This is a genomic window from Streptomyces pinistramenti (genome assembly GCF_020564935.1).
GTDB classification, from domain to species: Bacteria; Actinomycetota; Actinomycetes; order Streptomycetales; family Streptomycetaceae; genus Streptomyces; species Streptomyces pinistramenti.
In genome coordinates this window covers 103,974-129,458 of the sequence record NZ_JAJCXB010000019.1, presented here as the reverse complement: position 1 = coordinate 129,458, position 25,485 = coordinate 103,974, and the positions used below count along the sequence as shown (strand labels likewise).

The following is a 25,485-nucleotide window of genomic DNA, read 5'->3' as shown; positions in this document are numbered from 1 at the left end:
CCCCCCCCCCCACGCAACGGTCCTGGCTGCTGAGCACGCCTACCGCCGACGCCCCCACCGAGTTGGTGCACCGGCTGACCCGAGCACTGCTCACCGCATCCCCCAACGACCGCGTCCACCACGTTGCGGAGGCAAGCGGTGCCGACTCCTGGACGCGCGAACTGACCGGTGCGGCAGACGGGCCCAAGGCACCCCGAACGGTGAGCGACGTGATCCTCCTCGCCGAACCAGCCGACGAAACAGGGCCACAGCAATACACCGACCGCGGCGTACGGCAGCTTGCCGCGCTGCGTGACCTCACCCGTGCCTGGAGCCAGAGTGCGCAGTCACGCGAAGGGAGCCTGCGTGTCTGGATCATCGACGTCGACAGCCAGCAGCCACCCACCCCGCCACCCTCACCCCATGGCGCCCCCCTGTGGGGCGCCGCGCGAAGCCTGGCGAACGAACATCCCTCACTGAGCGTACGTCGCATCGCCTTGACCGAACCCGGCAACGACGACACATTCAAGCGTCTCCTGCACGAACTGCACCATCTTCAGGGCAGCGCAGCCGCGGCGGGCAGCCCCGAGGGGCTCGTCGACGACGAGGTGGTCCTCACGCCGCATGGGCGCTTCGCCACGCGTGTCACACCACTGCCCGACTCCGAGATCACATCCGAATCCGAGCCCCACTACGCACTGCACGTCGATGCCATCGGACGCCATCCCCTCTTCACCTGGCGCGCCACCACCGCGCTCCATCCGGCCGAAGGGGAGGTCCTCATCCGTACCGCGGCCGCAGCGCTGAACCACCACGACCTGCTGACCGCAACCGGTAACAGTTCCCTGCCCGCAGCCCGGCGCCACGGATTCCTCGGCCTTGGCCTGGACTGCGCGGGCACCATCACCGCAGTCGGCCCCGGTGTCACCCATCTCGCACCGGGCGACCGCGTCGCGGCCATGGCCCACACCGCCCTGGCCTCCCATGTCCTCGCTTCCAGCGATCACGTCATACCGCTGCCCGGCACCATGGAATTCACCGCGGCAACCACCCTGCCCACCGCGTTCCTCACCGCACACCACGCCCTCCAGCGGTGCGCTGTCCTGACCGAGGACGACACCGTCCTCGTGCACGCCGCTGCCGGGGGCGTCGGGTTGGCCGCCCTGCAACTAGCACAGCGAGCCGGCGCGCGCGTCATCGCCACGGCCGGTACCCCCGCCAAACGGAGTCTGCTGCGCCTGCTGGGCGTCGAGCATGTGCTGGACTCGCGCACCCTGGACTTTGCCGAGCAGGTCGCAGACCTGACCGACGGCCGCGGCGTCGATGTCGTCCTCAACTCTCTGCCCGGCGAGGCCCGCCTGCGCAGCCTGCACCTGCTCGCCCCGCAGGGGCGCTTCATAGAACTCGGCCGACGCGATGGGGAGCGGGACAATCCACTGCCCGTGTCCCCGCCGGCCCGCAACGTCTCGTTCTTCGAAGTAGACACCCTGGACCTGCACGATCGGCAAACGCCCGTGGTACGGCGCCACTTCACTGAGCTGGCCGAAGCCGTCACCACCGGCCACTGGAGGCCGGTGCCCCATCACACGTTCCCCGCGCACCGCTTTGGGGAGGCCTTCAGTCTGCTGAGCCACGCCCGGCACATCGGGAAGATCGTCATCAGTTTCGACGCCCCACCGCCGGTCGTCGGCTCCGAGCTTACGAGCGCACTCGACGCCGACGCCGCTTATGTCATCACCGGTGGCCTCGCAGGATTCGGTGCCGTCACGGCCCGCCACTTCGCCGCACGCGGCGCCCGCCATCTCCATCTCGTCGGACGCCGAGGCGCCCGAACGCCCGGCGCTGCGAACCTGCTTGACGAGCTGCGCGCCGCGGGAGCCGAGGTCACCGTGCACAGCGCCGACATCACCCGGCCCGGCACCCTCGACCCTGTGCGCACCGCCCTGCGGGAACGGCGCCTGGGCGGTGTCGTGCACGCCGCCATGGTCCTCGCGGACGCCCCCTTGGCCGACTTCACCGACACCCACCTGGAAACCGTCCTTGCCCCCAAGATCACCGGACTTCATGCGCTCGCCGCTCTCGCCGAGGACCATGATCCCGACTTCTTCCTCGCCTACAGCTCAATAGCCGCCCTCTACGGCAACATTCAGCAAGCGCCCTACGTCGCCGCCAACGCGGCGATGGAAGCGCTGATCCGAGCCCGGCACCGACGCGGCAGCCCCGCCCTCGCCGTTCAATGGGGTGTCATCGCAGACGCCGGATACGTTCACCGCACCGGGCGCCTCGACGAGATGGCCTCCTACGGCATGGCCCCCGTCACCGCCACCGACGCGCTCACCGCACTCGACCGGCTTCTCGACACCCGAACGGGGCCCGTCGTCGCGCTGGGCCGCTTCGACTGGGACAGCATCAGCCGCGTCCTGCCCCGTCTCAAGGCGCCCAGGACCGGCGCACTGCTCCAACAGCGTCACGTGAGCACCGACAGTCTCACCACCTTGCGCAGCAAAGTTGCCACGATGAGCAACGGCGAGGCCATCGTCTTGATCGAGGACAAGGTCGCCGAGCTTGCCGCTGCCGTCCTGCACACCCCCGTGGACCGCCTCGACCGCACCTGCCGCCTGGACCTGCTCGGCATCGACTCCCTGATGTTCCTCGAACTCTCCACGGCACTGCGCCAGCACCTCGGCTGCGACATCCCCACCCTGGAGCTGATGGGCGCCGCCCACCTCCCCGACATCGCCAAGCGAGCCCTGCACCGCATCCAGCAGCAGGGTTCCCCCGATCCCACCAAGACGGTCGCCGTCCCAGAGCGGAGTGAACACGCATGAACGTCAACGGCTCGACGGACAGTTCGGCCCGCCTCACCACCGCCATCGACCAACCGGACTTCGTCGCCCTCCGCCCGGCTACCGGCGACGAACACCTCCTACGCCTTTACTGCATGCCGCCCGCAGGGATGAGCGCCCCCTACTTCCAAGCCTTCACCCCCTACCTGCCGACCACCGTCAGCTTGCACGCCCTGCAACTGCCCGGACGCGGACGCGCCACCGGCACGCCGGTGCACACCAACCCGCACCGCATCGGACAGCTCCTCGCAGAACGCATCCGCCAGGGCGACGACGGCCATCCGTATGCCGTGTTCGGTCACAGCGTGGGAGCACTCATCGCCTATGAGACCGTCAAATGCCTTACCCGGCAGGGGCACCGCCCGCCCACCCTGCTCGCCTTGTCCGCCATGGCTGCCCCCCACCACCCCGACTTCACCGCAAAGGCTCCGGATGTCCTGCTCGGCGGCCGAAAGGGAATCGAGAAGCTCTTCGGCCGCCTACCGAACCACGCCGGCCACGACCCCAGGGCGCTGATCAACGCGTGGATTCCGATGCTCGCCGATCTTCTGCTCGCCCTGCAATCCCCGCCCCACCAGGGACCACCGCTGGACACCCAACTCGCCCTCTACGGAGGCGAGGACGACCCCGTCATCTCCCCGGAGGCCTTGGCCGGCTGGAACGACATCAGTAGCCAACCGGCCACCCCGCGGCTCTTTCCCGGCAATCACACCTACCCCCTCGACAACGTCGAAGCCCTCAGCTCCCGGCTCACCGCCGACATCGCCACCTCCCTGCGAGGGTGGGTGTGTCCGGTCAACGGCCCCGGCTCACATTCCGGGGAGTGCCCAGTTGGCGATCTTCGGAACAGAGCTTGGCCGTGATCCGCGATCGTTTGCCCAAGTAGTCGGGCTCAGGGGCGATCTTGGTGGTCGTGGCGATGAAGCTTCCGCTGCCACTCCGGGGGCAGTAGCTTCGTCCCGTAGCTCATGCGGGCCGGTTCGCGGCCGACCAGTGACCTGAGTCAGAGATTCGGTGGCAGTAGGCGGCGGCTTTCGGCGTGGAGTGCAGGCGGAGCCGCCGGGTGGGCCAGCAGCCACCGTTCGATGTCAGATCTCTTGTGGGTCGCGTAGCCACCGTCATGCCCACGGCAGTGCGGGACCCGCACGGCCTGGCCTTCTTCGGCCGGCCCGTCAGCATCTTTCTGGTCATGAATCTGGTGGGCGTGGGCGTGGCCGGCCAGTGCTGCGACCGCATCGGGCCGCGCCGCCGCGGCTCACCGGAGTTGCCGTGTTCACCGCCGGACCACTGCTGGCGGGGACCGCCGGGAAGATGGCGGTGTTCGTGGTGGGCCGGGGCACGCAGGGGATCGGCGTCGGCCTCGCCTCGATCGCGGTCTTCCAGCTCGTGGCCCTCGCCTGCACGACCGGCCTGCGGCCCAGGGCGCTGGCCGTCATCTCCGCGGCCTATGTGCTCCCGGGGCTGGTCGGGCCGGTCGTCGCGGGCGCGGTCACCGCGCACGCCGGGTGGCGTTGGATGTCCTCGGCCTGGTCCCGCTCGTGCTGAGCGACGGGCTGACGGGCTGCAACGCCTCGGCGTTCCAGATCAGCGACGTGACGGCGGCCGGGTCAGGCACGGGCCCGGCCGGGGTGCTCGTGGGCGCGACCGCGGCGCAGAGCCGGGCCGACTACCGGGCGACGCACGAGGACCTCACCGGGGCGGCCCGCCGGACGCCGTTGGCGGCGCCGATCCTCACCGCCCGCGGCACAAAGGACCGGACCGTCTCGGCGGCGAACCTCGCCGCATGGTCGGCGCTGACGACGGGCGGGCACACGACCGCGGCGCTCACCGCCGGGCACAACCTGCTGCGCGACCGCCCGGAGCAGCTGGCCGCCACCTCCGGCAGGCGCTTCCCCGTCCGCCGGGCGCCGCGGACCGTCAGGGCCTGCGGTGCACGGACACCGCGTACGGGCCGCCGGCGTAGGGCTCGCGCGACCAGGTCGCGTACCTGGCCTCCGGCACGAGCCCCGCCGCGCGGCAGTGCGCGTCGTAGTCGTCGAGACCGTAACCGCGGTCCAGGGAGAACCCGGCGACGAGGTGTCCCCCGGGCCGGACGTGCCGGGCCGCTCCGGCCACCAGGTCGGCCTCCGTCCCGGGCGGCGTGAACAGCGGGACGTTGCCCGCCATCACCACGACGTCGAAGGCCGGCCCCAGATCGAGGCCGACCAGGTCCCGGCGGTGCCAACGGATCTCCGCCGCCCTGCGCCGAGCGGTGTCGAGCATCGAGGCATCGGCGTCCACGCCCGTCACGTCGATACCGTGCCGGGCCAGCTCCACGGCCACCCGCCCCGTGCCACAGCCCGCATCGAGAACACTCGCCGGCTCGAAGGCCCGGACGAACACGGCCTCACCGTGCACGTCCTCCCCCTCGGCAGCCATCCGGTCGAACCGGGCCTGGTAGTCGTCACCGTTCCACGTCATATGCCCCATCTTGGCACACCGGTCACCGCCGCCACAGGGGCCTTTCCCGTCTTGGCCGCGGGCCCCGGTGCGGCGCCCGATCACGGCGGCGAACCCGCACCAGCCCGTCCAGGACAGCACCGTGCCGCGGCGCGCGTTCCAGGTGTTCGCCGCCGAGGTGCCCCACAGCACCTCCAGAGCCTCCCCGACTTCGTCGGGCGCCACCGCGGCCAGAGGGCGGTCCTCGCCGAGGCGGTCGGCGGTCTTGCCGACGGCGATGCCGTAGTTCCGCGCGGTGTTCGGGTTGCCGAGCGAGCCGAGGAAGGCGTCGGCCGCCGCCCGGACGGTCAGCGCCTTCCCGGCCAGCAGCTGAACAACGGTCGGCACGCTTCTCCGTTGCCACAGACAACAGGGTCGCTTCGCGCATCGGCCCGACGACGTCGCCGCAGGTCATGATCGGCGATGCCGCAGATAATAGGGCGTTATCTGAGGGAAGGCTTCGCGGCCGTCCCACCGCCGACGTCCCGTCAGCCGCCCATCAGGGCCGACGAGTCCTTAGCGCACGATCTGACAGCGATGTTCCTCAGCCCTGCCCGCCGTCGTAGACGTGGAGCGCGAACGTCTCCGGGCGGGCCTGTCTGCCTCGTCGTACGCGGACAGCACGCGCTCGATCCGCTCCCACAGCCGCACGGGGCTGCCCTCGCGGACCTCCCACCGATCCTCGACGGGGGTGAGGGTGGCGGCGGAGCCGGCGACGGCGTCGACCAGGTGCACGACCTCGTCGACAGTCGTCGTCTGCGCGTCCGGCACAGCGCACTGGGCCGAGGAAGCGCAGGTGGAACGCATGGCGGTGGACATGAGGCGGGCCTTCGCGATCCGGCAGGCCAACGCACGCGTTCGCGCAGCGCGAGCACGGTGGCGGCTCCGGCCAGGGTGAGGCAGGCGGAGACGGCGAAGGCCAGGTCTGCGCCATGGGCCGGCCGTCCCGGGAAGGCGGTGGCGACGGTGATGGTCAAGGCGACCCCTACCGCGGAGCCGATGTACCGGGCCGTGTTGTTGGCGCCGGAGCCCATCGCGGCCCGCTCGGGCGGCACGTTGTCCACGGCAAGGCGTGGTAGGGCGGCGTTGAGCAGACCGGTGCCGATCCCGGATACCACGATGCCGGGCACCAGCCGCGGCCAGGCGCCCGCGGGTACGGCGCCGAGCATGGCGAGCGCGCCCGCCGCGTTCAGGACGAATCCGAGGGCGAGTTGGTGGCGGGCGGAGACGAGGTGCGCCAGCCGCCGAACCTGCAACGCCACTACGGAGGAGATGCCCGCCCACAGCAAGAGCAGCCATGCCACGCCGATCGCCGGGATGCCGATGGTCTCCTGCAGCACGGCGGGCAGGAAGCTGTACAAGCCGATCACGCCGAGACCGGTGAACAGCGCGTCGGCGATCGACGCGAGGAACAGGGGCCGACGCAGGAGCGACAGGTCGATCATCGGGGCCGTGCTGCGCCGCTCGATCCGCGCGAACACCGCGGCCAGCACCACCGTCGCCACGACCAACGAGACCACCGGTGCGCGCAACCAGCCATCCCGCCCCAGCGTCAGCGCGCTGAGCAAGGTGGCGAGCGCCGCTCCCAGCGCCAGGGCACCGGGCAGATCGGGCCGGCCGCCGCGCGGACTTTTGGATTCGCCGAGGACGCGGGCGGCAGCGGCGGCCACGAGCAGGCCGACGGCGGCGAAGACCACGTACCCCAGGCGCCAGTCGACTTCGGCGAACCCGCCGGCGATCAGCGGACCGGTGGCGGTGCCTGCGCTGAACGACGCGCCCCATATTCCCAGTGCACGTACGCGTACGTGGCCGGCCGGGTAGGCGTGTGCGATCAGGCCGAGGCTGCTAGAGATGATCAATGCGCACGCCGCGCCCAGGGCGACACGGCCCAGGGTGAAAGTGAGTGTGGAGGTGGCGAGCGCGCCGAGACCGGTGGCCAGGCTCATCGCCGCGGTGCCGATGAGGAAGGCGCGCCGCCGGCCGTAGTCGTCCGCGAGGCTGCCCGCGACGAGCAGGAGAGCCGCCAGGCCCAGAGGTGTCCCGTTGAGCAGCCAGGCCTGCTCGGAAACGGGGGTGTGGAAGTCCGTCGCCATGGCGTGCAGCGTGAGCATCGGCGCGTTGTAGTCCATCAGCGTGATCGCGGTGACGAGCGCCGTGAGGGCGAGGACGCCTCTGGGGCGGTGGGCTGTCTGCTGCTGTGCTTGCGCACGCTCCACCGGCCGGGGCCGGGCGGGTGTCATGTGGATTCCTAGGTTCGGTGGCTGAGCTTACGGTTCCGGCCTGCGGTGGTCGGCAGGCCGGAGGGTTCGTGCCCGACAGCACCGGTCAGCGAGGGGGCCGGGATCTCCCGCTGGGGGATCCTGCCGCGTGCCCTCTTCGGGGACGTCGACGTAGATGATCCGCCGCAGGCACCTCTACAGCGCCACGCGGTCTTTCACGCATAGGCGATGGGTCTGGGTCCTGCTCGGCGCCCCGTCGGAGCATCACGCCGGCGGCCGCCTCGTCGCCGAGCGTTTCGCGCGGGATACCGAGGACCGCCACGTCTTGCAGGTCGGGGTGTTGGTAGAGAACGTCCTCGGACGCGCGGGGATGCGCCGACGCCTGCGGCATCCGGTGTCGAACCTCAGAGCGCCCGCTCCGCCTCGGGGTTCGCATCGCAGGCGCGTACAGCGGACAGGGACTGCTTCTGCCGGCCGTCCGCGTCGAAGTTGTCCGGCGAAAGCCACTCCCGCAGCGCCTTGCCGACCTGGGGCCACTCGGAGTCGATGACGGAGTACCAGGCGGTGTCCCGGCTGCGGCCCTTGTGGACCACGGCCTGGCGGAAGACCCCCTCGAAGGTGAAACCGAGCCGCTGTGCCGCCCTGCGCGAGGGCTCGTTGAGGCTGTCGCACTTCCACTCGTAGCGCCGGTAGCCAAGCTCGTCGAAGACGTAGGACATCAGCAGGAACTGTGCTTCCGTCGAGATCGGGGTCTGCTTGAGCAGGGGCGAGAACGCCACGTTTCCCACCTCGACGACGCCGTTGGACGGGTCTTGGCGCATCAGGGAGAGGGTGCCCACCGCCTTGCCGCTGCGCAGGTCGATGACCGCGTAGTGCAGAGGGTCGTCCGCCTGCGTCACCGTCACCACGTAGCCGCGGTAGTCGTCCCGGCTCCCGAACGGACCGGCCATCATGTATGTCCAGTCCCTGCCGTCCGCCGCGCGTGCGTAGGCGGAGTACAGGTCGTCGGTGTGCCGGTCCACGTCCAGCGGTTCCACTCGGCAGAAGCGGCCGTCGAGGGTGACCCGGGCGGACGCCGGACGGACCGTCCAGTCGGGCAGCGGGTGGCCGATGGGCTGGCCGTATTCATTGAGACGTGCGGACATTCTCTTCTCCCGCTTCGTGTCGGTTGCTGCCAGGCTAGGCAACTCGTGGACCCCCGGTAAGGTCCACAATGGAGTCATTCCATAGGTCCACTCCCGTTCTGTCCGCGAGGGGGCAGGGCGCACGAGCAGTGGAGACTCCGGACCACCCGACTACACGCTCGTCGAACTGTCGGACGCACTGGCCCGGTTCAGGCGCGCCCAAACCGGACTGAAGCCGGCGCGGCGCACCGGATTCGCGGCACACCTGCTACCCGGCCAAGCCGTTGGCTGCCCTACGGCGGAAGTCGTCGGCGGTCAGGTTTCGCAGCCAGCGGCGTGTCCCGCGCGGCACGGTCGGCTCCGGGACCAGCAGGACGGGGGCCTGCGCCCGGGCTGTCACCTGGCGGCGTATCCCGCCCCGCAGCAGCCTGACCAGCGGACGGCGCGGGCCGCCGCCGAGGACGAGCAGGTCGCCGGGGTGGGCGGCGAGGGAGACAAGAGCGTCGGCGACCGAGCCGCGTACCACAGTCGGCGTGACCGGTACGTCCTCGGGCATGCCCCCGAGTGCGGAGGCAATGGCGCGCTTCAGGCGCTCCCCGGCGGCACGCTCCGTCTGCGCGTCGAGCCCCGGCGAGGGTGCGCACCGTGCTGCCGCCTCACCGCCCCTCGGGGTCCAGGCGCTCACCGGCACGAGCGGGTGTCCGCGGTGCCGGGCCTCCTGAACGGCTCGGGTCAGCGCGGCCAGACTGCCGGGGGAACCGGAAACACCGACCACCACCCGGCTGGTGCGGCGAAGGGTTGAGGACTGACCACCGTTCACGGAGTCGTTCAGACGTGCGGACATTCTCTTCTCCCTGTGCGTGTCGCCCCTGCCAGGTTAGGCTTGGCGTGGACCCCCAATAAGGTCCACAGTTGGGCCATTTCATGGATCCACAAGGTCCGGCCCTGGGGGGGCGGGCGCCGTACGAGGGGAGACGGAGCAGTGTCGACCTCCAGCAGCGAGGCCCTGGGGCCGCAACTCGACTTCCTCCAGCAGGAACCGCTGTCCCGAGCCCGCGACGGGGAGTCCCTGCAAAAGCAGCTCCTGCACCGCATCCGCACCGCCGTCCTCGACGGCCGGCTGCCCGCCGGCAGCCGCCTGCCGGGCTCGCGCACCCTCGCCAGAGGGCTCGGGATCTCCCGCAACACCGTGACGCTCGTCTACGACGTGCTGGGCACCGAGGGTTACATCGAGCTCAGCAGACAAGGAACGCGGGTCGCCGCGCTGGCCCGACCGGAGCCCGACAGTCACGCCCACCACGCCCCCGCCCCACCCACGTTGTCGCAGCGCAGCGCCCGGATCCGCAAGCCCCTCCTGGGAGGCGTCGACTCCCTCGCCTTCACGCCGGGGGTGCCCGCCCTGGCCCAGTTCCCACTGGCGGCCTGGCGACGCTCCCTCGACCGGACGCTCCAGCAGGGCGGAACGGGTCTGCTGGGCTACGGCCCGCCCCAGGGGGAGTCGGCGCTGAGAACCGCCGTCCTGCGCCACCTCGCGCTGGCCCGCGGCGTGCGCTGCGCCCCGGAGCAGGTCGTCATCACGGAGGGAGCGCAGGAGGCGCTCTCGCTGTGCGTCCGGCTGGTCACCGAACCGGGAGACACCGCCTGGATCGAGGACCCCGGCTACCGCGGCGCACAGACCGCACTGGCCTCCGGCGACCTGGACGTCCTCCCCCTGCCGGTCGACGCGGAGGGCCTGCGCATTTCCGCGGCCGACTGGAGGGACCGCCCACCGCGCCTCGTCTACACCACCCCCGCGCACCAGTACCCGACGGGTTCGGTCCTCACGGCCTCCCGACGCCTCGACCTGATCGAGAAGTGCCGCGACCACGGTGCCTGGATCATGGAGGACGACTACGACAGCGAATTCCGCCACAGCGGAGAACTCCTGGCCTGCATGCAGGGCATGACGCCGAACGCCCCCGTGTTCTACGTGGGCACCTTCAGCAAGACGCTGTTCCCCTCGCTGCGCCTGGGATTCCTCGTGCTGCCCGAGGCACTGGTCGACCAGGCGGCACCGGTCGTGGACGAGATGCTGCGTGGCGGGCACCGCTGCGAGCAGCTGGCCCTGGCGCACTTCATGGAGAGCGGCCAGTACAGCAGGCACCTCGCACGCATGCGCCGCCTGTACCGCAGCCGCCGGGACGCGCTCAGGGCGGCGCTGGCCGAACACCTCGACGTGCCGCACACCGTGACCGGCGGCGACAGCGGCATGCACCTGACGGTCCGGCTGCCGGCGGACTTCCCGGATCAGCGCGTGGCCCGGGCCGCCCGGCGGCACCGGCTGGCCCCCTGGCCCCTGTCCCGCTCCTCGCTGCTCGCGGACTCCGCCCCCAACGGGCTCGTCCTGGGATACGGCAACACTCCCGAGTCATCGTTCGTACCCGGCGTGCAACAACTCGCGCACCTGATCAGGAAGTCCGGCTTCGAGGGACGTGGCTAAGACTTGGCGCCCAGCAGCTCCCGGAAGGCTTGTGCGACATCCCGTGAGTTCTTCTGATCCTCGCTGAGTCTCTGACCCTGTGGCCAGGGGGTTCTTCCTCCTTCGAGTGCTCCGTGGTCGTGTGACGTAACTTCGGGATTCTTGAAGCATTCTCACCGTGTCCGACCGATCCGCAGTCGGGCCGAAGGTGAGGGGGCTCGGGTTGGCGGCGCTGGCAGTTGTACGGGACCTGCGCGAGCACTGGGCGCCCGCGTCGGCGCAGGAACTGGAGCAGTTCGAGACCGACGCACTGTCCGGGTTCGTCCTCGCACGCGCCTCGGCAGGACTGGCGGACGGCACGATCCGCGGGGATGTCGGGCACCTGGACCAGATCAGGACCTGGTTCGGCCGACCGCTGTGGGATATGGAGCCGGCCGACGCCGACGCGTACTTCGGGAAGGTGTTGCGCGGCTCGCCGAGCGGCACCCGGCTGGCCCGGTCCCAGGCGCTGAGCACGTACTTCATGTTTCTGGAGCTGCGGCACAAGGCCGAACTGCACCGGATGACCGGCCGGGTCATCGAGTGCCCGATCGACGAGATGAACAAGCCGCGCGGCGCGAAGGACGCCCAGGTGCGAATTCCACCGAGCGAGCCGGAGGTCGGGGCGCTCTTCACCGGCTGGGGCGGCGAGCTGGCCACCTGCCGCAAGTTCGCCCCTACCGCCAGGAACTACACCGCCTCGAAGCTGCTGTCCCAGGTCGGCCTGCGAGTGAGCGAGGCGTGCGGGCTCGACCTGGATGACATCAAGTGGGACCTGGGCAGGTTCGGCAAGCTCCATGTCCGCCATGGCAAGGGCGCCCGCGGATCGGGCCCGCGCGAACGGATGGTGCCGCTGATCAACGGCGCCGGCCGGACCCTTCGGTGGTTCATCGAGGACGTCTGGGGCCAGTTCGACGACGACCACACCCGCCCCGGCGCCCCGCTGTTCCCCTCCGAGCGCAAGAACGCCGACGGGTCCTCGCGGCGGGTGGGCGACGACGCCCTGCGCAATGGGCTCAAGGACGCGGCCAAAGTGCACCTGCCCGGGTGGGGCGAGAAGCTGACACCGCACGTCTTGCGGCATTTCTGCGCGTCTCAACTCTATGGAAACGGGCTGGACTTGCTCGCAATCCAGGAGGTTTTGGGACACTCGTGGATCGCCACCACGATGCGATACATCCACGTCCAGCAGACCCGGGTCGAGGACGCCTGGGTCGCCGGGATGGAACGGGCCGCGAAGCGGCTGGAAGGGCTGGTCTGATGAGGTGGAACCTGCGGCTGACCGCCGCAAACAAAGGGGTCTGGAAGGCTTCTGAGCTCCAGCGCAACCTGGCCGAGCACGGGTTGGTGATCTCGGCGGGGAAGATGTCCGGCCTGTGGTCCGGGCAGCCCGTTTCGCTCAAATTGGAGGATCTGGACGTCATCTGCGTCGTCCTCGGCTGCGAGATCGGCGACCTGCTGATCCCCGAGCCGGAGAAGGTGAGCCGCCCGGGGCAGGCGGAGACGGAACGAGCGGCGGTCGGCGCGGGGACTGCCACACCGGCAGTGATCCCCAAGCGCCGGGACGGCCGGTCGCTGCCGCCGGAGTGAACTGATGGCACGCTTCCCGAAGGGCTGCGTCAAGCCCACCAGCTCCTGCCCAGGCTGCCTGGCCTGGGGCGACTTTCGCGGTCGGCTCTGTCACACCTGCTACATGTTCGGCCGCAGCCACGAGACGGCCGTCTGCATCGGCTGTTGGCGAGTCCAGCCGCTGAAGTGGGAGTACTGCCGTCTGTGCTGGTGCCAGGCCCGACTCAACGCCAGGACCGCCACCGGTATGCCGACCGTCAGCGGCGAGGTGACGACTCCGTGGCTCCAGGCCGTGCGCCATCAGCAGCTCTTCTTCGTGGGACTGCACTACCGCAGAGGATCAGCTCTCACCGCCCTGCATCACGTCAAGGCGCGAGAAGCATCCCGCAGGCCACCACCCATGTCGCACTCACAGCCGAGAACCGGTTGGAGGCAACTACCGCTGTTCGAGCAGGTTCCGCGTGACTTCGGACGGCTCGACCCGGCCGCCGCCGACCTGGCCAGCCCATGGCTGGCCTGGGCGAAGCACCTCGCCCACCAACTCACCGAAGCCCGGGGCTGGGGACGCGGCATCCGCTTCGCTGTCAACCGCGGCCTGGCCGTCGTCCTCACCGGGTACGTCGAGGGCAACGTCATCCGCCACAGTGAGATATTCACCCCGCTCCGTGCCCTCGACCTGCGGGTTGGTCACGTCATCACGGTCCTTGAGGAGATGGGAATCTTCCTGGACGACGAGGAACCCTTCTTTGAGCGACGGCTCGTTGAGCGACTGGAAGGTATCGCCCCCGGCATCGCTGCGGAAGCCGAACGCTGGACCCGTGTTCTGCGCGACGGCGGCCCCCGCAGCCGCTGAACAGCAGCTTCGATGATGTCCGGGCTTCTGCCGTCAGTTTTCGGGGGGCCGCGGCGGCGCGGGTTTCAGTCCGTCCAGGATGAGGTCGAGGAGGCGTTCGGCCTGCTCTCGCTGCTCGGGCTTAGCCGAGGTGAGGGCGATGCCAGCGAGGGCGGCGAACATGTCGGTCGGGCTGATGTCGGACCGGATCGCTCCGGCAGCGCTATTGGCGTCCATGAGGGAGGAGAGGGCGGTCTGAATCATCTCGTGACTTTCGGCGTAGGGATTGGTTCCCAAGTTGACGACGGCTCGCAGGGCGTCGGCCATGCCGAGTTTGGCGGTGGCGTAGTCGATGAAGCGGCGGGTCCAGGCTCGCAGCGCCTCAGGCGGTGACATCGCCGCAAGGAGGCCGGGGACGGCGTCGCACAGCCGGGCCACTTCGTTGCGGTACGCCGCCTCGATCAGAGCTTCCCGGGTCGGGAAGTTGCGGTAGAGGGTGCCGGTTCCCACGCCCGCTTCTCTGGCGATGCGCTCGAAGTGCGCATCCAGTCCCTCCTCGGTGAACACGTGCACCGCGGCGGCCAGGATCTTCTCCCGGTTCCGCTGTGCGTCAGCCCTCAGCGGGCGTCCTGCATCCCGGGCCATCAGTGGCTCTCCCTTGTCTCCATTCGCTAAGTGGAGGCTCCGCCACTTAGTGTGAACGAAGTGGCGGAGCCTCCACTTTCACTGTAGGGCACGGCCGCCCCCACTCCTCCGCTGGAAGGACTGTCCATCATGTCGGGAATCGAAGGCAAAGTCGTGGCGATCACGGGCGCCAGCAGCGGCATCGGCGAGGCGACCGCGCTTCTGCTCGCCGAGCGCGGTGCGAAGATCGTCCTCGGGGCACGCCGTCCGGAGCGTCTTGAGGCTCTGGCCTCCCGCATCGAAGAGGCCGGCGGTGAAGCCGTCTGGGCCCGCACGGACGTGACGCGACGCGAGGACCTCTCCGGCCTCGTCAAGCTGGCAAGCGATCGATACGGCCAGCTCGACGTCCTCGTCAGCAACGCCGGGATCGGCTTGATCTCCCGTCTGGATGACCTGCGCGTCAAGGACTGGGAGGAGATGATCGACGTCAACCTCAAAGGGGTCCTGTACGGGATCGCCGCGGCCCTTCCCGTCTTCCGGGAGCAGGGCTTCGGGCACTTCGTCAACACCGTGTCCACCGCCGGACTGCGTATCGTGCCGCTCCAGTCGGTGTACGCCGGCACGAAGAACGCCGTGCGCACCATCTCCGAGGGCTTGCGGCAAGAGGCCGGCGACAGCCTGCGCGTCACCGTCGTCTCTCCCGGCGCCGTCCGCACGGACTTCGCAGAGCGCATGGATCCGGCGGTGAAAACCCAGATCGACAAGATGATGGAGACCGCTCTTTCGCCCGACGCGGTGGCCCGCGCCATCGCCTTCGCCATCGAGCAGCCGGACGGTGTCGATGTAGGCGACATCGTGGTTCGCCCCACCGCCCAGGGATAGTCTGCGCAACCACGCAGCCCACCCCCACGTTCCCACCGAACCCACGGATACCCCCAGCCGACGCACACGGACCGACCCCCGAGTTCCCGCTGAACAAGCTTCAGTTGCGCTGAACCCACGGGCATCCCACGGTCTCGGGGAACATCGGGACAGCGCTTGGCCCTGAGAACGATCATGGTCAGGGCGTGAGGGCGCTGCCCCGGTTCTCGTACTCGCGACGGGAGGAAGAACTCGGCGGCCCGGTAGTAGGTGGAAGCCCGCAGCAGCCCGCCCCGCGCGCTGACGGGGTGGCTGGCGCGAGCTTCGGCCTCCAGACGCTTGGCGGTGGACAACCAGGCGTCGTGCCAGCCGTCGTAGTCGCCGGAGGCCTGTTGGGCGGGCCGGGCCGCGGGCCGCTGGACGGCGGTGATGTGGAGGGTGTCGATGCGGCGGCGCAGACGGGCGGGCATGACCTGCCGGACGGTGTTCAGTGCGCGTGCTGCGGCGTCTTCGATGCCGGCGCCGGTGGTGGTGGCGATCTGGAGGGCGATGGCCAGGGCGATGGCCAGGGCGACGGCCTGCTCGTCGTCGAACAGCAGCGGCGGCAGATCCGTGCCGGCGTCGAGCCGGTACCCGCCGTCGGGCCCTTTGACCGCCACGACGGGGTAGCCCAGATCGCGCAGGCGGTCGACATCGCGGCGCACGGTGCGCGGGCTGATGTCCAGCCGCTCGGCCAGTAGCGCCCCGGGCCACTCCCGGCGCGCCTGGAGCAGCGAGAGCAGGGACAGCAGTCGCGCTGAGGTCTTCGGCATGATTCCCATATTGCCCCGAGAAGCGGACACAACCTGGCCGCTTCTCCTGTGACTGTTGTTCTGTGCCAGACAACGAGAACAACCGGAAGGGCGCGATCACCGTGACCGCCACGACCACACCATCCTCACCTGCAGACGCCGAGCGGACCGACCTGCTCGCCGCCCTCGCGACCGCACGATCGGCCCTGACCGGTACCGTGCACGGGCTCAGCGACGAGCAGGCAGGCGAACATCCGACGGTCAGCGCGCTGTGCCTGGGCGGGCTGATCAAGCACGCCGCGTCCATCGAGGAAGGATGGCTGCGCTTCGTGGTCGAGGGCCCGTCGGCGATGCGCTACGACCTGCCCGACGGCGTCACCTGGGCCGACCTCTCGGCCGGTACCGCACGTGAATTCCCGCAGTGGGCGATCGACCACCGGAACGACTTCCGGATGCTGCCCGGCGAGACACTGGCCGGCATCCTCGCGCGCTACGAGGAGGTCGCCGCCCGCAGCGAGAAGATCGTCGTCGCCGTGCCCGACCTGTCGGCGACGCACCCGCTGCCAAAGGCGCCCTGGAACGAACCGGGAGCCGTGCGCAGCGTGCGCCGGGTGCTGATGCACGTCATCGCCGAGACCGCCCAGCACGCCGGTCACGCGGACCTCCTGCGCGAAACGCTCGACGGACAGAAATCAACCTGACCGTCGACGGATCCCGGCCAGACCGGGCCCCCGCCCCGACCCGGTGCTGCGCGCCGGACGCGGTGAACCAGGACCGGGCGCCGGCTGCCGCCGACCGTCCGGTCCTGACCTGAAGGCTTGCAGGAATCGAAGGGCATGGCGTCACCGTGAAGATGTGCGAGAGGGGGCGGACGGCCGGTGTCGATATCCGGGTCGGCCCCTGCCGGCCGGGCACCACGATGTCCGGACAGGCGGGCAACACCGGCCGGGACGGCTGCGTCCGGACCATCCGCCGGGCGCCGGAGGCGGGGATCGACTTCGCCGGCACTGCCGATGCGCACTCCGGCGGGGAGCCGGACGAGGCCGGCGGCGGGGCGCGGAGCGGCCGGAGCGGCGGCCTCGTGACGGCCGCCAAGGCGGGCGGCGCGATGAGGTCGAGCCCCAACTGTGCTGGCAGCTGGCGGCGTTGGATCGTCACCGGTCTCGGCCCGCTCGGCGTGCCCTTCGCCCCGCCGCCCCTCACCTGCCCGGCACGACTCCGGCGGCCGTCCGACGAGGGCGCCGCATCATGAATCCGATGACCGTCATCGGCACCCGGGCTCTCAACCGCGCCACGCTCGCCCGGCAGTTGCTGCTCGATCGCGCCGACATGCCCGTCCTCGACTCCGTCGCGCATCTCGGCGGTCTGCAGGCACAGGAACCGCAGGAACCGTTCGTCGGGCTCTGGTCCCGGCTGCACGCGTTCGACCCGGCGGCGCTCTCGGACCTGCTGACCGGACGGCGCGTGGTGCGCACCCACCTCATGCGCCGCACCGTCCACCTCCTCACCGCCGACGACGCCCTGGCCTGGCGGGCCCGCCACGACACGATGCTGCGCCAACGGGTCCTGGGGAACTACCGCCGCGAACTCGACGGCACAGACCTCGACGAACTCGCCGCAGCAGGCCGGGCGGTGCTGGCCGACGACGTGCCGCGCTCGATGACCGAGCTGGCGCGGGCGCTCGCCGAACACTGGCCGGCGCCGGGTCCGCGGGCACTTGGGGAGATGCTGATCGCCGCCCTCGTGCCGGTGGTGCAGCTGCCGCCGCGCGGGCTCTGGCGGACGAAGGCAGGAGTGCGCAACGTCCTGCTCTCGTCCTGGCTGGGCCGCGAGATCGACCCTCTGCCCCCGGACGGCTCCGATCCGGTGGGCCAGGCGCTGGTCCGTCGCTATCTGGCCGCGTTCGGCCCCGCCGCCTCGGCCGACCTGTGCGCCTGGTGCGGCCTGGCCGGACTGCCGGCGGCGGTGACCGCGATGCGCGAGGAACTGGTCAGCTTCCGCGATGAACGAGGCCGGGAACTGCTCGACCTCCCCGACGCACCACGCCCGACCCCGACACCCCCGCCCCGGTGCGGTTCCTGCCCGCGTTCGACAACGCGCTCCTCGGCTACCACGACCGCAGCCGGATCATCGACGACACCCACCGCGGCCTGTCGGTTGCCGGTGCTCGCGTCGTCCTGGTCGACGGCCGGGTCGCCGCGACCTGGAGCGTCAGGGCCGCCACCGTGACGATCACCCCGCTGCGCCGCTTCTCCCGAGCCGACCGCACCACCGTCGCCGAGCAGGGACAGGCGCTGGCAGCGTTCCTCTCCGACAACGACAGTCACCGCGTACAGATCGCCACGTCTCCCCACTGAGCGACGCCCCCGCGAGCCGCTCCCCGTTGACCACGGGAGAGGGGAACACGCTCCGGCTTACGTGCCGACGCCCGGTTGCGTATGTGCCTCCAAGGCGTCGATGATCTCGGGCCAGAGTTCGCGGGGGCGGTCGTGGCCCATGTCGGGGATCAACATGAGCTTCGCTCCGGGGATCAGGTCTGCGGTGCGCTGTCCGCCGCTGGGGTCGATCAGCGTGTCGTCGAGGCCGTGGATGACCAGGGCCGGCGTCCGAAGCCTGCGCAGTGCGCCTGCACGTGAGCCATCGAGGATCATCGCTCCGAGCTACGTCCGGCTCCGGCTGGGTAGTAGGCGCGGTTGTAGCTGTTGGCGGCCGTCTCACGGAGGACTGCGGGGTCGCCGTAACGCTTGGAGGCCCACACCAGGTCTTTCTCCGCTGCTGCAATATATCCCTCGCGGTCCGGTGGCTTGGGGCTGAAGAGCACGGCTTGGGCCTCGGGGCTGGGCCGGCCGTATTCGGGTTCGCCGGTCGTGGACATCATCGACGTCAGGGTGAGCACCCGCGCCGGGTGGGTGATGGCCATCGTCTGGGCGATCATGCCGCCCATCGAGGATCCGGCGACGTGTGCTCGTTCGATTCCCAGCGCGGTGAGCAGACCGAGGCCGTCGTCGGCCACGTCCTGGAGGGTGTAGGGAACCATCGCGCGGGCGGACGAGATGTCTCCCGAGCTGACGGCGCTGATGAGCTGTCCCATGTCGACGGGGTGGTCGTCGAACTTGGTGGACAGCCCGCAGTCGCGGTTGTCGTAGCGGATCACGTAGCGGCCACGGTGCGCCAGCGCACCGCGCTGCCCAGGATCACCCCGTGGATCCGGTCCCCGTCGGCGACGGCCCGCCGCAGCGGTTTCAGTACGACCATGCCGGCGCCCTCGCCGCGCACGTAGCCGTTGGCCCGCGCATCGAAAGTGAAGGAGCGGCCGTCCGGCGACAGGCCGCCGAACCGCTCGGCGCCCAGCACACCCTCGGCGAGGATGTTGAGGTTCACCCCTGCGGCGAGGGCCAGGTCGCACTCGCCGTTGCGCAGGCTCTCGGACGCGAGGTGCACGGCGACCAGCGAGGTCGACTGGGAGGTGTCGACGGTGATGCTCGGACCGAGCAGCCCGAGCGTGTACGACACCCGGTTGGCGATGATGCCGCGGTGCGTGCCGGCGACGGTGTGCTGGGTGATGGCCGCGGAGCCCTGCCGGTAGAGCAGACTCGTATAGTCCTCGCGCGCGGTGCCGACGAACACGGCGGTCGGGCTGCCGTCCAGGCTCGCCGCGACGACCCCGGCGTCCTCCAGCGCTTCCCAGGTGATTTCCAGGAGGAGCCGCTGCTGCGGATCCATGACCACGGCCTTGCGCGGCGAGATGCCGAAGAAGGCAGCGTCGAAATCCGCGATGCCGTCGAGGAACCCTCCCCGTCCGACCGTGCCCCGCGCGTCCGCCGAGATGGGCTCCCAACGGTGCGCGGGCATCTCCGCGATGGCGTCCCGGCCCTCGCGCAACAAGTCCCAGAATGCCGCGGGACCGGACGCATCGGGCAGCCGACAGGACAGACCGACGATGGCGATCGGCTCGCTCTGCTCCCGACGCAAGCCGGTGACCGGGGAGTGTGGCTCACTCGTCATTTCGCTCGACTGCCCTTCCTGTACCGGAAATCACCTTCGATAACGATCACGTGTTCCCGGTGAGCCTAACCGGATTCATTTCCTGACAGCCAGAAAAACAGTCTCGCCCCGGTAACCAGCCGCCCGCTCGCCTGATCAATCAATGAATTACTGCCGATGTTCCAAGAGTTTCCCGCCCCGAGTCTCGTTCCTCTCGCGCACACTCAAATATCTCGGAATCCGAACGTCCGCCGGTAACCCGAAGAGCGAGCTGTTACTGATCAATTACAGTGAATCCGGTAACGCCGGCACGTAAATGCTAGAGTCGCCCGGCGGCCAAGCAAAACAAACGGAGTAATGCGGAACCAGCAGACAGGGGACGAAGGTGAACTCGGCGGTCGAGAAGCTCGAACTGGCGGAACCGCACCTGGCCGAATGGCTGTCCTCGCTGGGACTCGGCGTCGAGTACGTGCGTGCCCAGGGAAACACTCTCTTCCACCGCGACGACCAGGGGACCGAAATCCCGGTGATCGACCTGGTGGGCGGCTACGGATCGACGATCCTCGGACACAACAACCCCGAGATCGTGACCTATGCCAAGTCCTTGCTCGACAATGCAACGCCGATTCACGCACAGTTTTCCAGGCACTCGTACGCCAACGACGTCGCCTGGAAGATCAACGCCATCATCCATCGCGAATTCGGGACAACCGAGCCCTATTCGGCGGTCTTCGCCAACAGTGTCGCCGAAGCCAACGAGGTGGCGATCAAGCACGCCGAACTCGACCGCGTACTGAAGCTGACCGCACTCGCGGAAGACATCGAGGCCAACCTCGGGAAGGCCCAGGCCGCCGTACGCGACGGCGCCCGGATAGTGACCGATGACGCGTCCGCCGCACTGGCCACAGACGGAAATGCGCCGGGCAAAACCGAAATCGACCGCCTGGCCGCCGCCATCAGGAACATCAACAGCGAACGCATGGCCGCTCCGCCGGTATTCCTGGCCCCGGAAGGATCCTTCCACGGAAAGTTGATCGGCAGCGTCCAGTTCACGCACAACGCCGGATTCCGAACCCCCTTCACCGCACTGGCCGCCCGGTGCAGGTTCGTGCCTCTGGACCGGCCGGAGGCCCTGGCGCACATCATCGACGACGAGAGGAAAACCCTCCTCGACCTCGCCGTAGAAAAGGGCACGGTACGGGTCGTCGAACGCAGCCTGCCGGTCTTCTGCGCGTTCGTGCTGGAACCCATCCAGGGCGAGGCCGGCATCAAGGTGCTCGACCGGGAGGCCGTCCGGCGCATCCAGGAGGCGTGCGCCGCGATCGACTGCCCGATCGTCGTCGACGAGGTGCAGAGCGGCATGGGACGCTCCGGTGCTTTCTTCGCCAGTTCACACCTCGGCCTCCAGGGCGACTACCACACGCTGGCCAAGAGCCTGGGCGGCGGGATCGCCAAGGCCGCGATGACGCTGATACGCGGATCGCCTTACCGCACGGACTTCGAACTCGTGCACAGCTCGACCTACGCCAAGGACGGCTTCTCCACCCTCATCGCCGGCCGCACGGTGGACCTGCTGGAGGCGGAGGACGGCCGGGCCTACCGCCTGGCCGAAGAACGAGGAGACCAACTGCTGGCAATACTCGGGAAACTGCAGGAGGAGTTCGGCGACGTCATCAAGGAAGTCCGTGGCAAGGGCCTGATGCTCGGCCTGGAATTCCACGACCAGTCCGACTCCACCTCGGAGATCATCCGGGAGCAAGCACGTGCAGGACTGCTCGGATACCTTCTCTCCGGCTACCTCCTGCGGGCCCACGCCATACGGATCTTCCCGACCGCAAGCGCCACGAACACGCTGCGATTCGAGCCGTTCATCTACCTCGCCGACGCCGAGATCGCCCACGTGGACGCAGGTCTGCGCAGCCTGATCGCCGTACTCCGGGACCAGGACGGCGAGACCCTGCTCCACGCCTGAGAACACTCGGGCGGCCTGCGAGGCTGCCGGTCACCGTCCGGTCTCGGGCTGTTGCTGCCGTCCGGAACCGGACAGTGACCGGCAGGGACAGGCGCCGAACCGCGGCAGCTTCGCGCCAATGACCAAGCCGACCGGGCCGCCGTACTTATGCTGCGGGAATGGAACCAAAGATCGAAACCTCCCTGGTGACCGTCGGCGGACTGCGGGCCTACCTCGCCCGCCCGGAAGGCGGTTCGCCGAAGGGAATGCTGCTGCTGCCGATGATCACCGGCATCGGTACGCAGCTGCGGGAATTCGCCGACGACTTGGCCCGCGCCGGGATCACGGCACTCTCCTGGGATCCCTGGCACGGGCCGAGTTCTGACGACACCCCGCGGGACCGGCTGGTCGAGATGCTGGAGCAGCTGGACGACGAGGCGGCGCTCGCCGAGCATCGGCAGCTGCTGGACCACCTGTTCGGCGAGCTGGGCTGTACCGAATCCGGGGTGATCGGCTGGTGCCTCGGCGGCCGCTTCGCGCTGCTCCTCGGGGCACGTGACGAGCGGCTGGCCAATGTGGTCGCCTATCACCCCACAGTGCCGGGAACACCCCCGCCGAGCCACACCCTGGACGCCGTGGAACACACCGCGCGCATCACCGCTCCGGTGATGATGCTCTACCCCGGTGCGGATCAACTGGTGCCGCGGGAGTCCTACGTCCGGCTGCGGGACGCACTGGACACGAGAAAGACCGGGGCGAGCATCGTGCACATCTACCCGGCAGCCGGGCACGCTTTCACCAGCAAGGTGCATCAAGAGGGCAACCCGGCGAATGTGGATGCCTACGCCATTTCCTGGCCGCAGGTAATCGAGTTCATCAACGCCACCACGGCCGGCTGATCTCCGGGATCTCCGCTCACACCCAGTTCCGTCTCACCCAGCCGGCCCCTCACCCCCCGGACGGCTTCCGCCTGGTCGGCGAGCCGTCACGGGGGATGTGGTGCGGTGGAATTCCGGTGGTCTGCTGGAGTTTGTGGGCCGGGCAGATGAGCAGGTGAAGATTGGTGGATTCCGGATCGAGCCCGCTGAGATGGAAGCCGTTCTCGCCTCCCACGAGCGGATTGCTCAGGCCACGGTGATCGTGCGAGAGGACACCCCGGGCGACAAGCGTCTGATCGCCTACGTCGTCCCGGCCGGCGGCATCGGAAAGGACGTTTCGGCGGAGCTGGACACCGCCGCATTGCGCAGGTGGCTTTCCGGTCGGCTTCCCGAGTGCATGGTGCCGGCCACGGTGATGGTGCTGGACGCACTCCCCTTGACGGTCAACGGAAAGCTGGATCGCAAAGCGCTGCCCGCACCGGAATACACCACGGCACGTACGAGTCGTGGGCCGCGGTAGCCGCGTGAGGAAATCCTCTGTGATCTGTTCGCGGAGGCACTCGGCGTCGAACGGATCGGCACCGACGACAGCTTCTTCGCCTTGGGAGGGCACTCGCTGCTGGCCGTACGGCTCATGGGGATGATCAATCAACGTCTCGGCGTATCCCTGCCGCTGCGGACCGTCTTCGAACGGGATACGGTCGCCGCGCTGGAATCCCTGCTGGATCCGGACAGGAAAGCGGAAGCGCGCAGCACGCTTGAGGACCCGGAGCACCTCACCGCCGATGTCGCTCTGGACCCCGCGATCACGACCGACGGAAGCTCGCCCTACACCCCGGATGCCGGGGCGCCGCGCAGCATCCTTCTCTCCGGCGTGACCGGATTCCTGGGCTCCTTCATCCTCCGCGAGGTGCTGGAACGCACCGCTGCTGAGGTGTGCTGCCTGGTACGAGCGGCCGATTCGGGGCAGACCATGCAGCGGATCCAGCGGATCCAGCGGATTTTCCACGAGTACGGCGGGTGGGACGAGCGGTTCCGGAGCCGGATCCTGCCCCTTCCCGGAGACCTGGAAAAGCCTCTCCTCGGACTCACCCCCGAACGGTTCGACCAACTCGCGCAGCAAGTGGAAGCGATTTACCACAATGCTGCTCGGGCCAACTTCACCGATTCCTATGCCCAGTTGAGGCGCGCCAACGTCTTGAGCACACAGGAGATCTGTTGCCCGGCAGCCCGGCACCAGGTGAAACCGGTGCATTACATTTCCACTATCAGTACGGCCATCGCGGGGCCTGGCGATCCCGCGATCCTGCCGGAGAGATGGGTGAGCGATCCGGCACTGTTGAGTTCAGCGGCTACGCACGTAGCAAGTGGACCGCCGAGGGTGCCACGCGTCTGGCGAACGGGCGCGGGATCCCGACGGCGAGCTATCGGCCGGCGTACATCAGCGGCCATTCCGAAACCGGCGTGGCGGCGAACGACGACGCACTGTGGCATTACGTCAGGGCATGTATCGAACTCGGCGCACGACCACTCATGGACAGGCGGCTGCAGGCGAATCTGGTGCCCGTCGATTTCGTCGCCGGCGCCTTCGTGCGTCTGGCCCTCACCCAGCGGCCGGAAGACGCGGTCCACAGCCTTGCCGCCCCGTCCGCGGTCGATATGGACACCGTGCTGGACCATGCCTGCGTCGGCGGATACCGGATGGAACCGCTCCCTTGCCGTGAGTGGGAACGGCGTCTTGAGGACGCCGCGCGGGAAGAGCCCTTGCCCGAGGAGACGTCCCTCCATGCCGTCGCACTGCTGAACAGCGCGATGGAGATCGCGGCAGGCAGATATCCGCGTGAACTCGATCGCCGCAATATGCTCCGTGGACTCGCCAACGCAGCGGTTGCGAGCCCGCCCACCAGTACCGAACTCCGGCACCGGTATTTCGCCTACTTCATGGAATCCGGATTCCTCCCGGCTGCCGACGGGCGTGCGGCGAGTGACGGTCTGACGGTGTGACGACAGAACAAGGCTCACGGCGGGCGGGAGTCGGCCGGGGGGAGCGCCTCTGCCGCTGCGGAAGGCCGGACGCTCAGTCCGCCAACTCCCGTGTGTTCAGCGGGAGTTTCCAGGTGTTGCGACGGTGTACGGCGTCGAGTGCGTGGTGCAAGGGGGAGGGCGGCACGGCGAGGACCGGGCAGCAGGCGCGTGCGACGCAGTGGCGGGCGACGGAGGGCCACAGCGCCCGGCGCAGCCTTCCGCGGGCTCCGGCGCCGACCACCAGGAGATCGTCGGGCCGGTCGGCGGCCTCCAGCAGGACCTGCCCCGGCTTGCCGCGTACGACGAGACGCTGCAGAGGCACTCCAGGCCCTGCGCTGCTGAAGGCGGCATCGAGGGCCTCCAGCAGCCGCTCACCTGCCAGTTCGCGCCATGCGGTCAGCGGCGCGGGGCAAGGGCCGCCACGGTGCGGGATGTCGCCGCCGGGCGGCTCCCAGGCCAGTACGGCCCACAGTTCGGCACCGGTGAGGCGGGCCTCGGCCGCGGCCCGGTGCAGAGCCGTCAGGCTCCCCAGTGAACCGCTCACGCCGGCCACGACCCGCCGGTCGCCGGGTCTGCCCATGGGGCCACGCTCCTCGTGCTGTATCGCGTTCATGTCTCGCACCATCGAAATGCCGCCCGGTGGAGCAATCGCGACGTGTTGGCGGTTCCCTGATGCGTGGCGGGGAGACTCTGACGGCTTCATGACGACCGCCGGGCAACAAGGGGGCAGCCCGGCAGCCCCCGTCGGCGTAGGGGTCAGAGTCGCGTCAACGTCTTCGAACCCGAGCGCGATATTTGCCGGCGTGAAGTGACGATGCTCCTGACAA

Annotated in this window: 20 protein-coding genes and 5 pseudogenes; 16 read left to right on the top strand and 9 right to left on the bottom strand. The window is 69.4% G+C overall.

The window, feature by feature from the left end; translation table 11 throughout:
- From LIU39_RS16160 to LIU39_RS16150, 3 genes are all read left to right on the top strand, one after another.
- On the top strand, positions 1–2,807 hold a 2,807-nt coding region (locus LIU39_RS16160; protein ID WP_227047402.1), incomplete at its 5' end, for an SDR family NAD(P)-dependent oxidoreductase.
- Positions 2,804–3,688, top strand: a complete 885-nt coding sequence (locus LIU39_RS16155; protein ID WP_227047401.1) for a thioesterase II family protein — start codon at positions 2,804–2,806, stop codon at positions 3,686–3,688. The genes LIU39_RS16160 and LIU39_RS16155, both read left to right, overlap by 4 nt.
- A gap of 406 nt (positions 3,689–4,094) precedes the next feature.
- A complete protein-coding gene (locus tag LIU39_RS16150; protein ID WP_227047400.1) occupies positions 4,095–4,370 on the top strand; it encodes an MFS transporter in 276 nt (91 codons plus the stop codon).
- Positions 4,371–4,742: 372 nt separating this feature from the next.
- On the opposite strand, the gene LIU39_RS16145 is transcribed toward LIU39_RS16150, so the two are convergent.
- From LIU39_RS16145 to LIU39_RS16125, 4 genes are all read right to left on the bottom strand, one after another.
- Positions 4,743–5,285, bottom strand: a complete 543-nt coding sequence (locus LIU39_RS16145) for a class I SAM-dependent DNA methyltransferase (RefSeq protein WP_227047410.1) — start codon at positions 5,283–5,285, stop codon at positions 4,743–4,745.
- Positions 5,286–5,791: 506 nt separating this feature from the next.
- Complete coding sequence (locus tag LIU39_RS16135) at positions 5,792–7,543, bottom strand: MFS transporter (RefSeq protein ID WP_308409388.1); 1,752 nt, start codon at positions 7,541–7,543, stop codon at positions 5,792–5,794.
- Positions 7,544–7,926: 383 nt separating this feature from the next.
- Positions 7,927–8,667 carry a GNAT family N-acetyltransferase gene (locus tag LIU39_RS16130; RefSeq protein ID WP_227047399.1) on the bottom strand — a complete coding sequence of 247 codons (741 nt, stop codon included), beginning with the start codon at positions 8,665–8,667 and terminating at the stop codon, positions 7,927–7,929.
- A 247-nt stretch (positions 8,668–8,914) separates the two neighbouring features.
- Positions 8,915–9,490, bottom strand: a complete 576-nt coding sequence (locus tag LIU39_RS16125; protein WP_227047398.1) for a universal stress protein — start codon at positions 9,488–9,490, stop codon at positions 8,915–8,917.
- Positions 9,491–9,628: 138 nt separating this feature from the next.
- On the opposite strand from LIU39_RS16125, the gene pdxR reads away from it, so the two are divergent.
- From pdxR to LIU39_RS16105, 4 genes are all read left to right on the top strand, one after another.
- Positions 9,629–11,125, top strand: coding sequence for a MocR-like pyridoxine biosynthesis transcription factor PdxR (gene pdxR, locus LIU39_RS16120; protein WP_227047397.1), 1,497 nt, complete (start codon positions 9,629–9,631; stop codon positions 11,123–11,125).
- Positions 11,126–11,282: 157 nt separating this feature from the next.
- Complete coding sequence (locus LIU39_RS16115) at positions 11,283–12,404, top strand: tyrosine-type recombinase/integrase (RefSeq protein WP_227047396.1); 1,122 nt, start codon at positions 11,283–11,285, stop codon at positions 12,402–12,404.
- Positions 12,404–12,733, top strand: coding sequence for a helix-turn-helix domain-containing protein (locus LIU39_RS16110; protein ID WP_069774978.1), 330 nt, complete (start codon positions 12,404–12,406; stop codon positions 12,731–12,733). Before LIU39_RS16115 ends, LIU39_RS16110 begins: the two co-directional genes overlap by 1 nt.
- 4 nt (positions 12,734–12,737) lie before the next feature.
- On the top strand, positions 12,738–13,565 hold the full coding sequence (locus LIU39_RS16105; protein ID WP_227047395.1) for a hypothetical protein: 828 nt from the start codon (positions 12,738–12,740) through the stop codon (positions 13,563–13,565).
- A gap of 33 nt (positions 13,566–13,598) precedes the next feature.
- Here the strand turns inward: LIU39_RS16105 and LIU39_RS16100 are convergent, their stop codons facing one another.
- Positions 13,599–14,189, bottom strand: a complete 591-nt coding sequence (locus LIU39_RS16100; RefSeq protein ID WP_227047394.1) for a TetR/AcrR family transcriptional regulator — start codon at positions 14,187–14,189, stop codon at positions 13,599–13,601.
- Positions 14,190–14,318: 129 nt separating this feature from the next.
- Between LIU39_RS16100 and LIU39_RS16095 the strand changes: the two genes are divergently transcribed.
- The gene (locus LIU39_RS16095; RefSeq protein ID WP_227047393.1) at positions 14,319–15,050 is read left to right on the top strand and encodes an SDR family oxidoreductase; all 732 of its coding nucleotides are present in this window, start codon (positions 14,319–14,321) and stop codon (positions 15,048–15,050) included.
- 368 nt (positions 15,051–15,418) lie between these two features.
- Here LIU39_RS16095 and LIU39_RS16090 read toward each other — a convergent pair.
- Positions 15,419–15,841: pseudogene (locus tag LIU39_RS16090) on the bottom strand (helix-turn-helix transcriptional regulator); the annotation flags it as partial.
- A 101-nt stretch (positions 15,842–15,942) separates the two neighbouring features.
- Between LIU39_RS16090 and LIU39_RS16085 the strand changes: the two are divergent.
- From LIU39_RS16085 to LIU39_RS16075, 3 genes and pseudogenes are all read left to right on the top strand, one after another.
- Positions 15,943–16,521 (top strand): DinB family protein, encoded by a 579-nt coding sequence (locus tag LIU39_RS16085; RefSeq protein ID WP_372463918.1) that lies wholly within the window; start codon positions 15,943–15,945, stop codon positions 16,519–16,521.
- A 146-nt stretch (positions 16,522–16,667) separates the two neighbouring features.
- Positions 16,668–17,072 carry an aldo-keto reductase family protein gene (locus tag LIU39_RS16080; RefSeq protein WP_227047392.1) on the top strand — a complete coding sequence of 135 codons (405 nt, stop codon included), beginning with the start codon at positions 16,668–16,670 and terminating at the stop codon, positions 17,070–17,072.
- 5 nt (positions 17,073–17,077) lie between these two features.
- Positions 17,078–18,177 (top strand): annotated as a pseudogene (locus tag LIU39_RS16075) (winged helix DNA-binding domain-containing protein).
- 57 nt (positions 18,178–18,234) lie between these two features.
- On the opposite strand, the pseudogene LIU39_RS16070 reads toward LIU39_RS16075, so the two are convergent.
- Positions 18,235–18,998, bottom strand: a pseudogene (locus LIU39_RS16070) (alpha/beta fold hydrolase); the annotation flags it as partial.
- Positions 18,998–19,825 (bottom strand): annotated as a pseudogene (locus LIU39_RS16065) (beta-ketoacyl [acyl carrier protein] synthase domain-containing protein); the annotation flags it as partial. The pseudogenes LIU39_RS16065 and LIU39_RS16070, both read right to left, overlap by 1 nt.
- A 364-nt stretch (positions 19,826–20,189) precedes the next feature.
- Between LIU39_RS16065 and LIU39_RS16060 the strand changes: the two are divergent.
- From LIU39_RS16060 to LIU39_RS34935, 5 genes and pseudogenes are all read left to right on the top strand, one after another.
- Positions 20,190–21,776, top strand: coding sequence for an aspartate aminotransferase family protein (locus tag LIU39_RS16060; RefSeq protein ID WP_227047391.1), 1,587 nt, complete (start codon positions 20,190–20,192; stop codon positions 21,774–21,776).
- Positions 21,777–21,934: 158 nt separating this feature from the next.
- Positions 21,935–22,654, top strand: coding sequence for a dienelactone hydrolase family protein (locus tag LIU39_RS16055; protein ID WP_227047390.1), 720 nt, complete (start codon positions 21,935–21,937; stop codon positions 22,652–22,654).
- 190 nt (positions 22,655–22,844) lie between these two features.
- The gene (locus tag LIU39_RS16050; RefSeq protein ID WP_227047408.1) at positions 22,845–23,153 is read left to right on the top strand and encodes an AMP-binding enzyme; all 309 of its coding nucleotides are present in this window, start codon (positions 22,845–22,847) and stop codon (positions 23,151–23,153) included.
- Between the two features lie 12 nt (positions 23,154–23,165).
- Positions 23,166–23,873 (top strand): annotated as a pseudogene (locus tag LIU39_RS35595) (SDR family oxidoreductase); the annotation flags it as partial.
- A gap of 77 nt (positions 23,874–23,950) precedes the next feature.
- The gene (locus LIU39_RS34935) at positions 23,951–24,637 is read left to right on the top strand and encodes an SDR family oxidoreductase (protein ID WP_372463916.1); all 687 of its coding nucleotides are present in this window, start codon (positions 23,951–23,953) and stop codon (positions 24,635–24,637) included.
- A gap of 73 nt (positions 24,638–24,710) precedes the next feature.
- Here LIU39_RS34935 and LIU39_RS16040 read toward each other — a convergent pair whose 3' ends face one another.
- Complete coding sequence (locus tag LIU39_RS16040) at positions 24,711–25,271, bottom strand: universal stress protein (protein WP_227047389.1); 561 nt, start codon at positions 25,269–25,271, stop codon at positions 24,711–24,713.
- Positions 25,272–25,485: the final 214 nt, after the last annotated feature.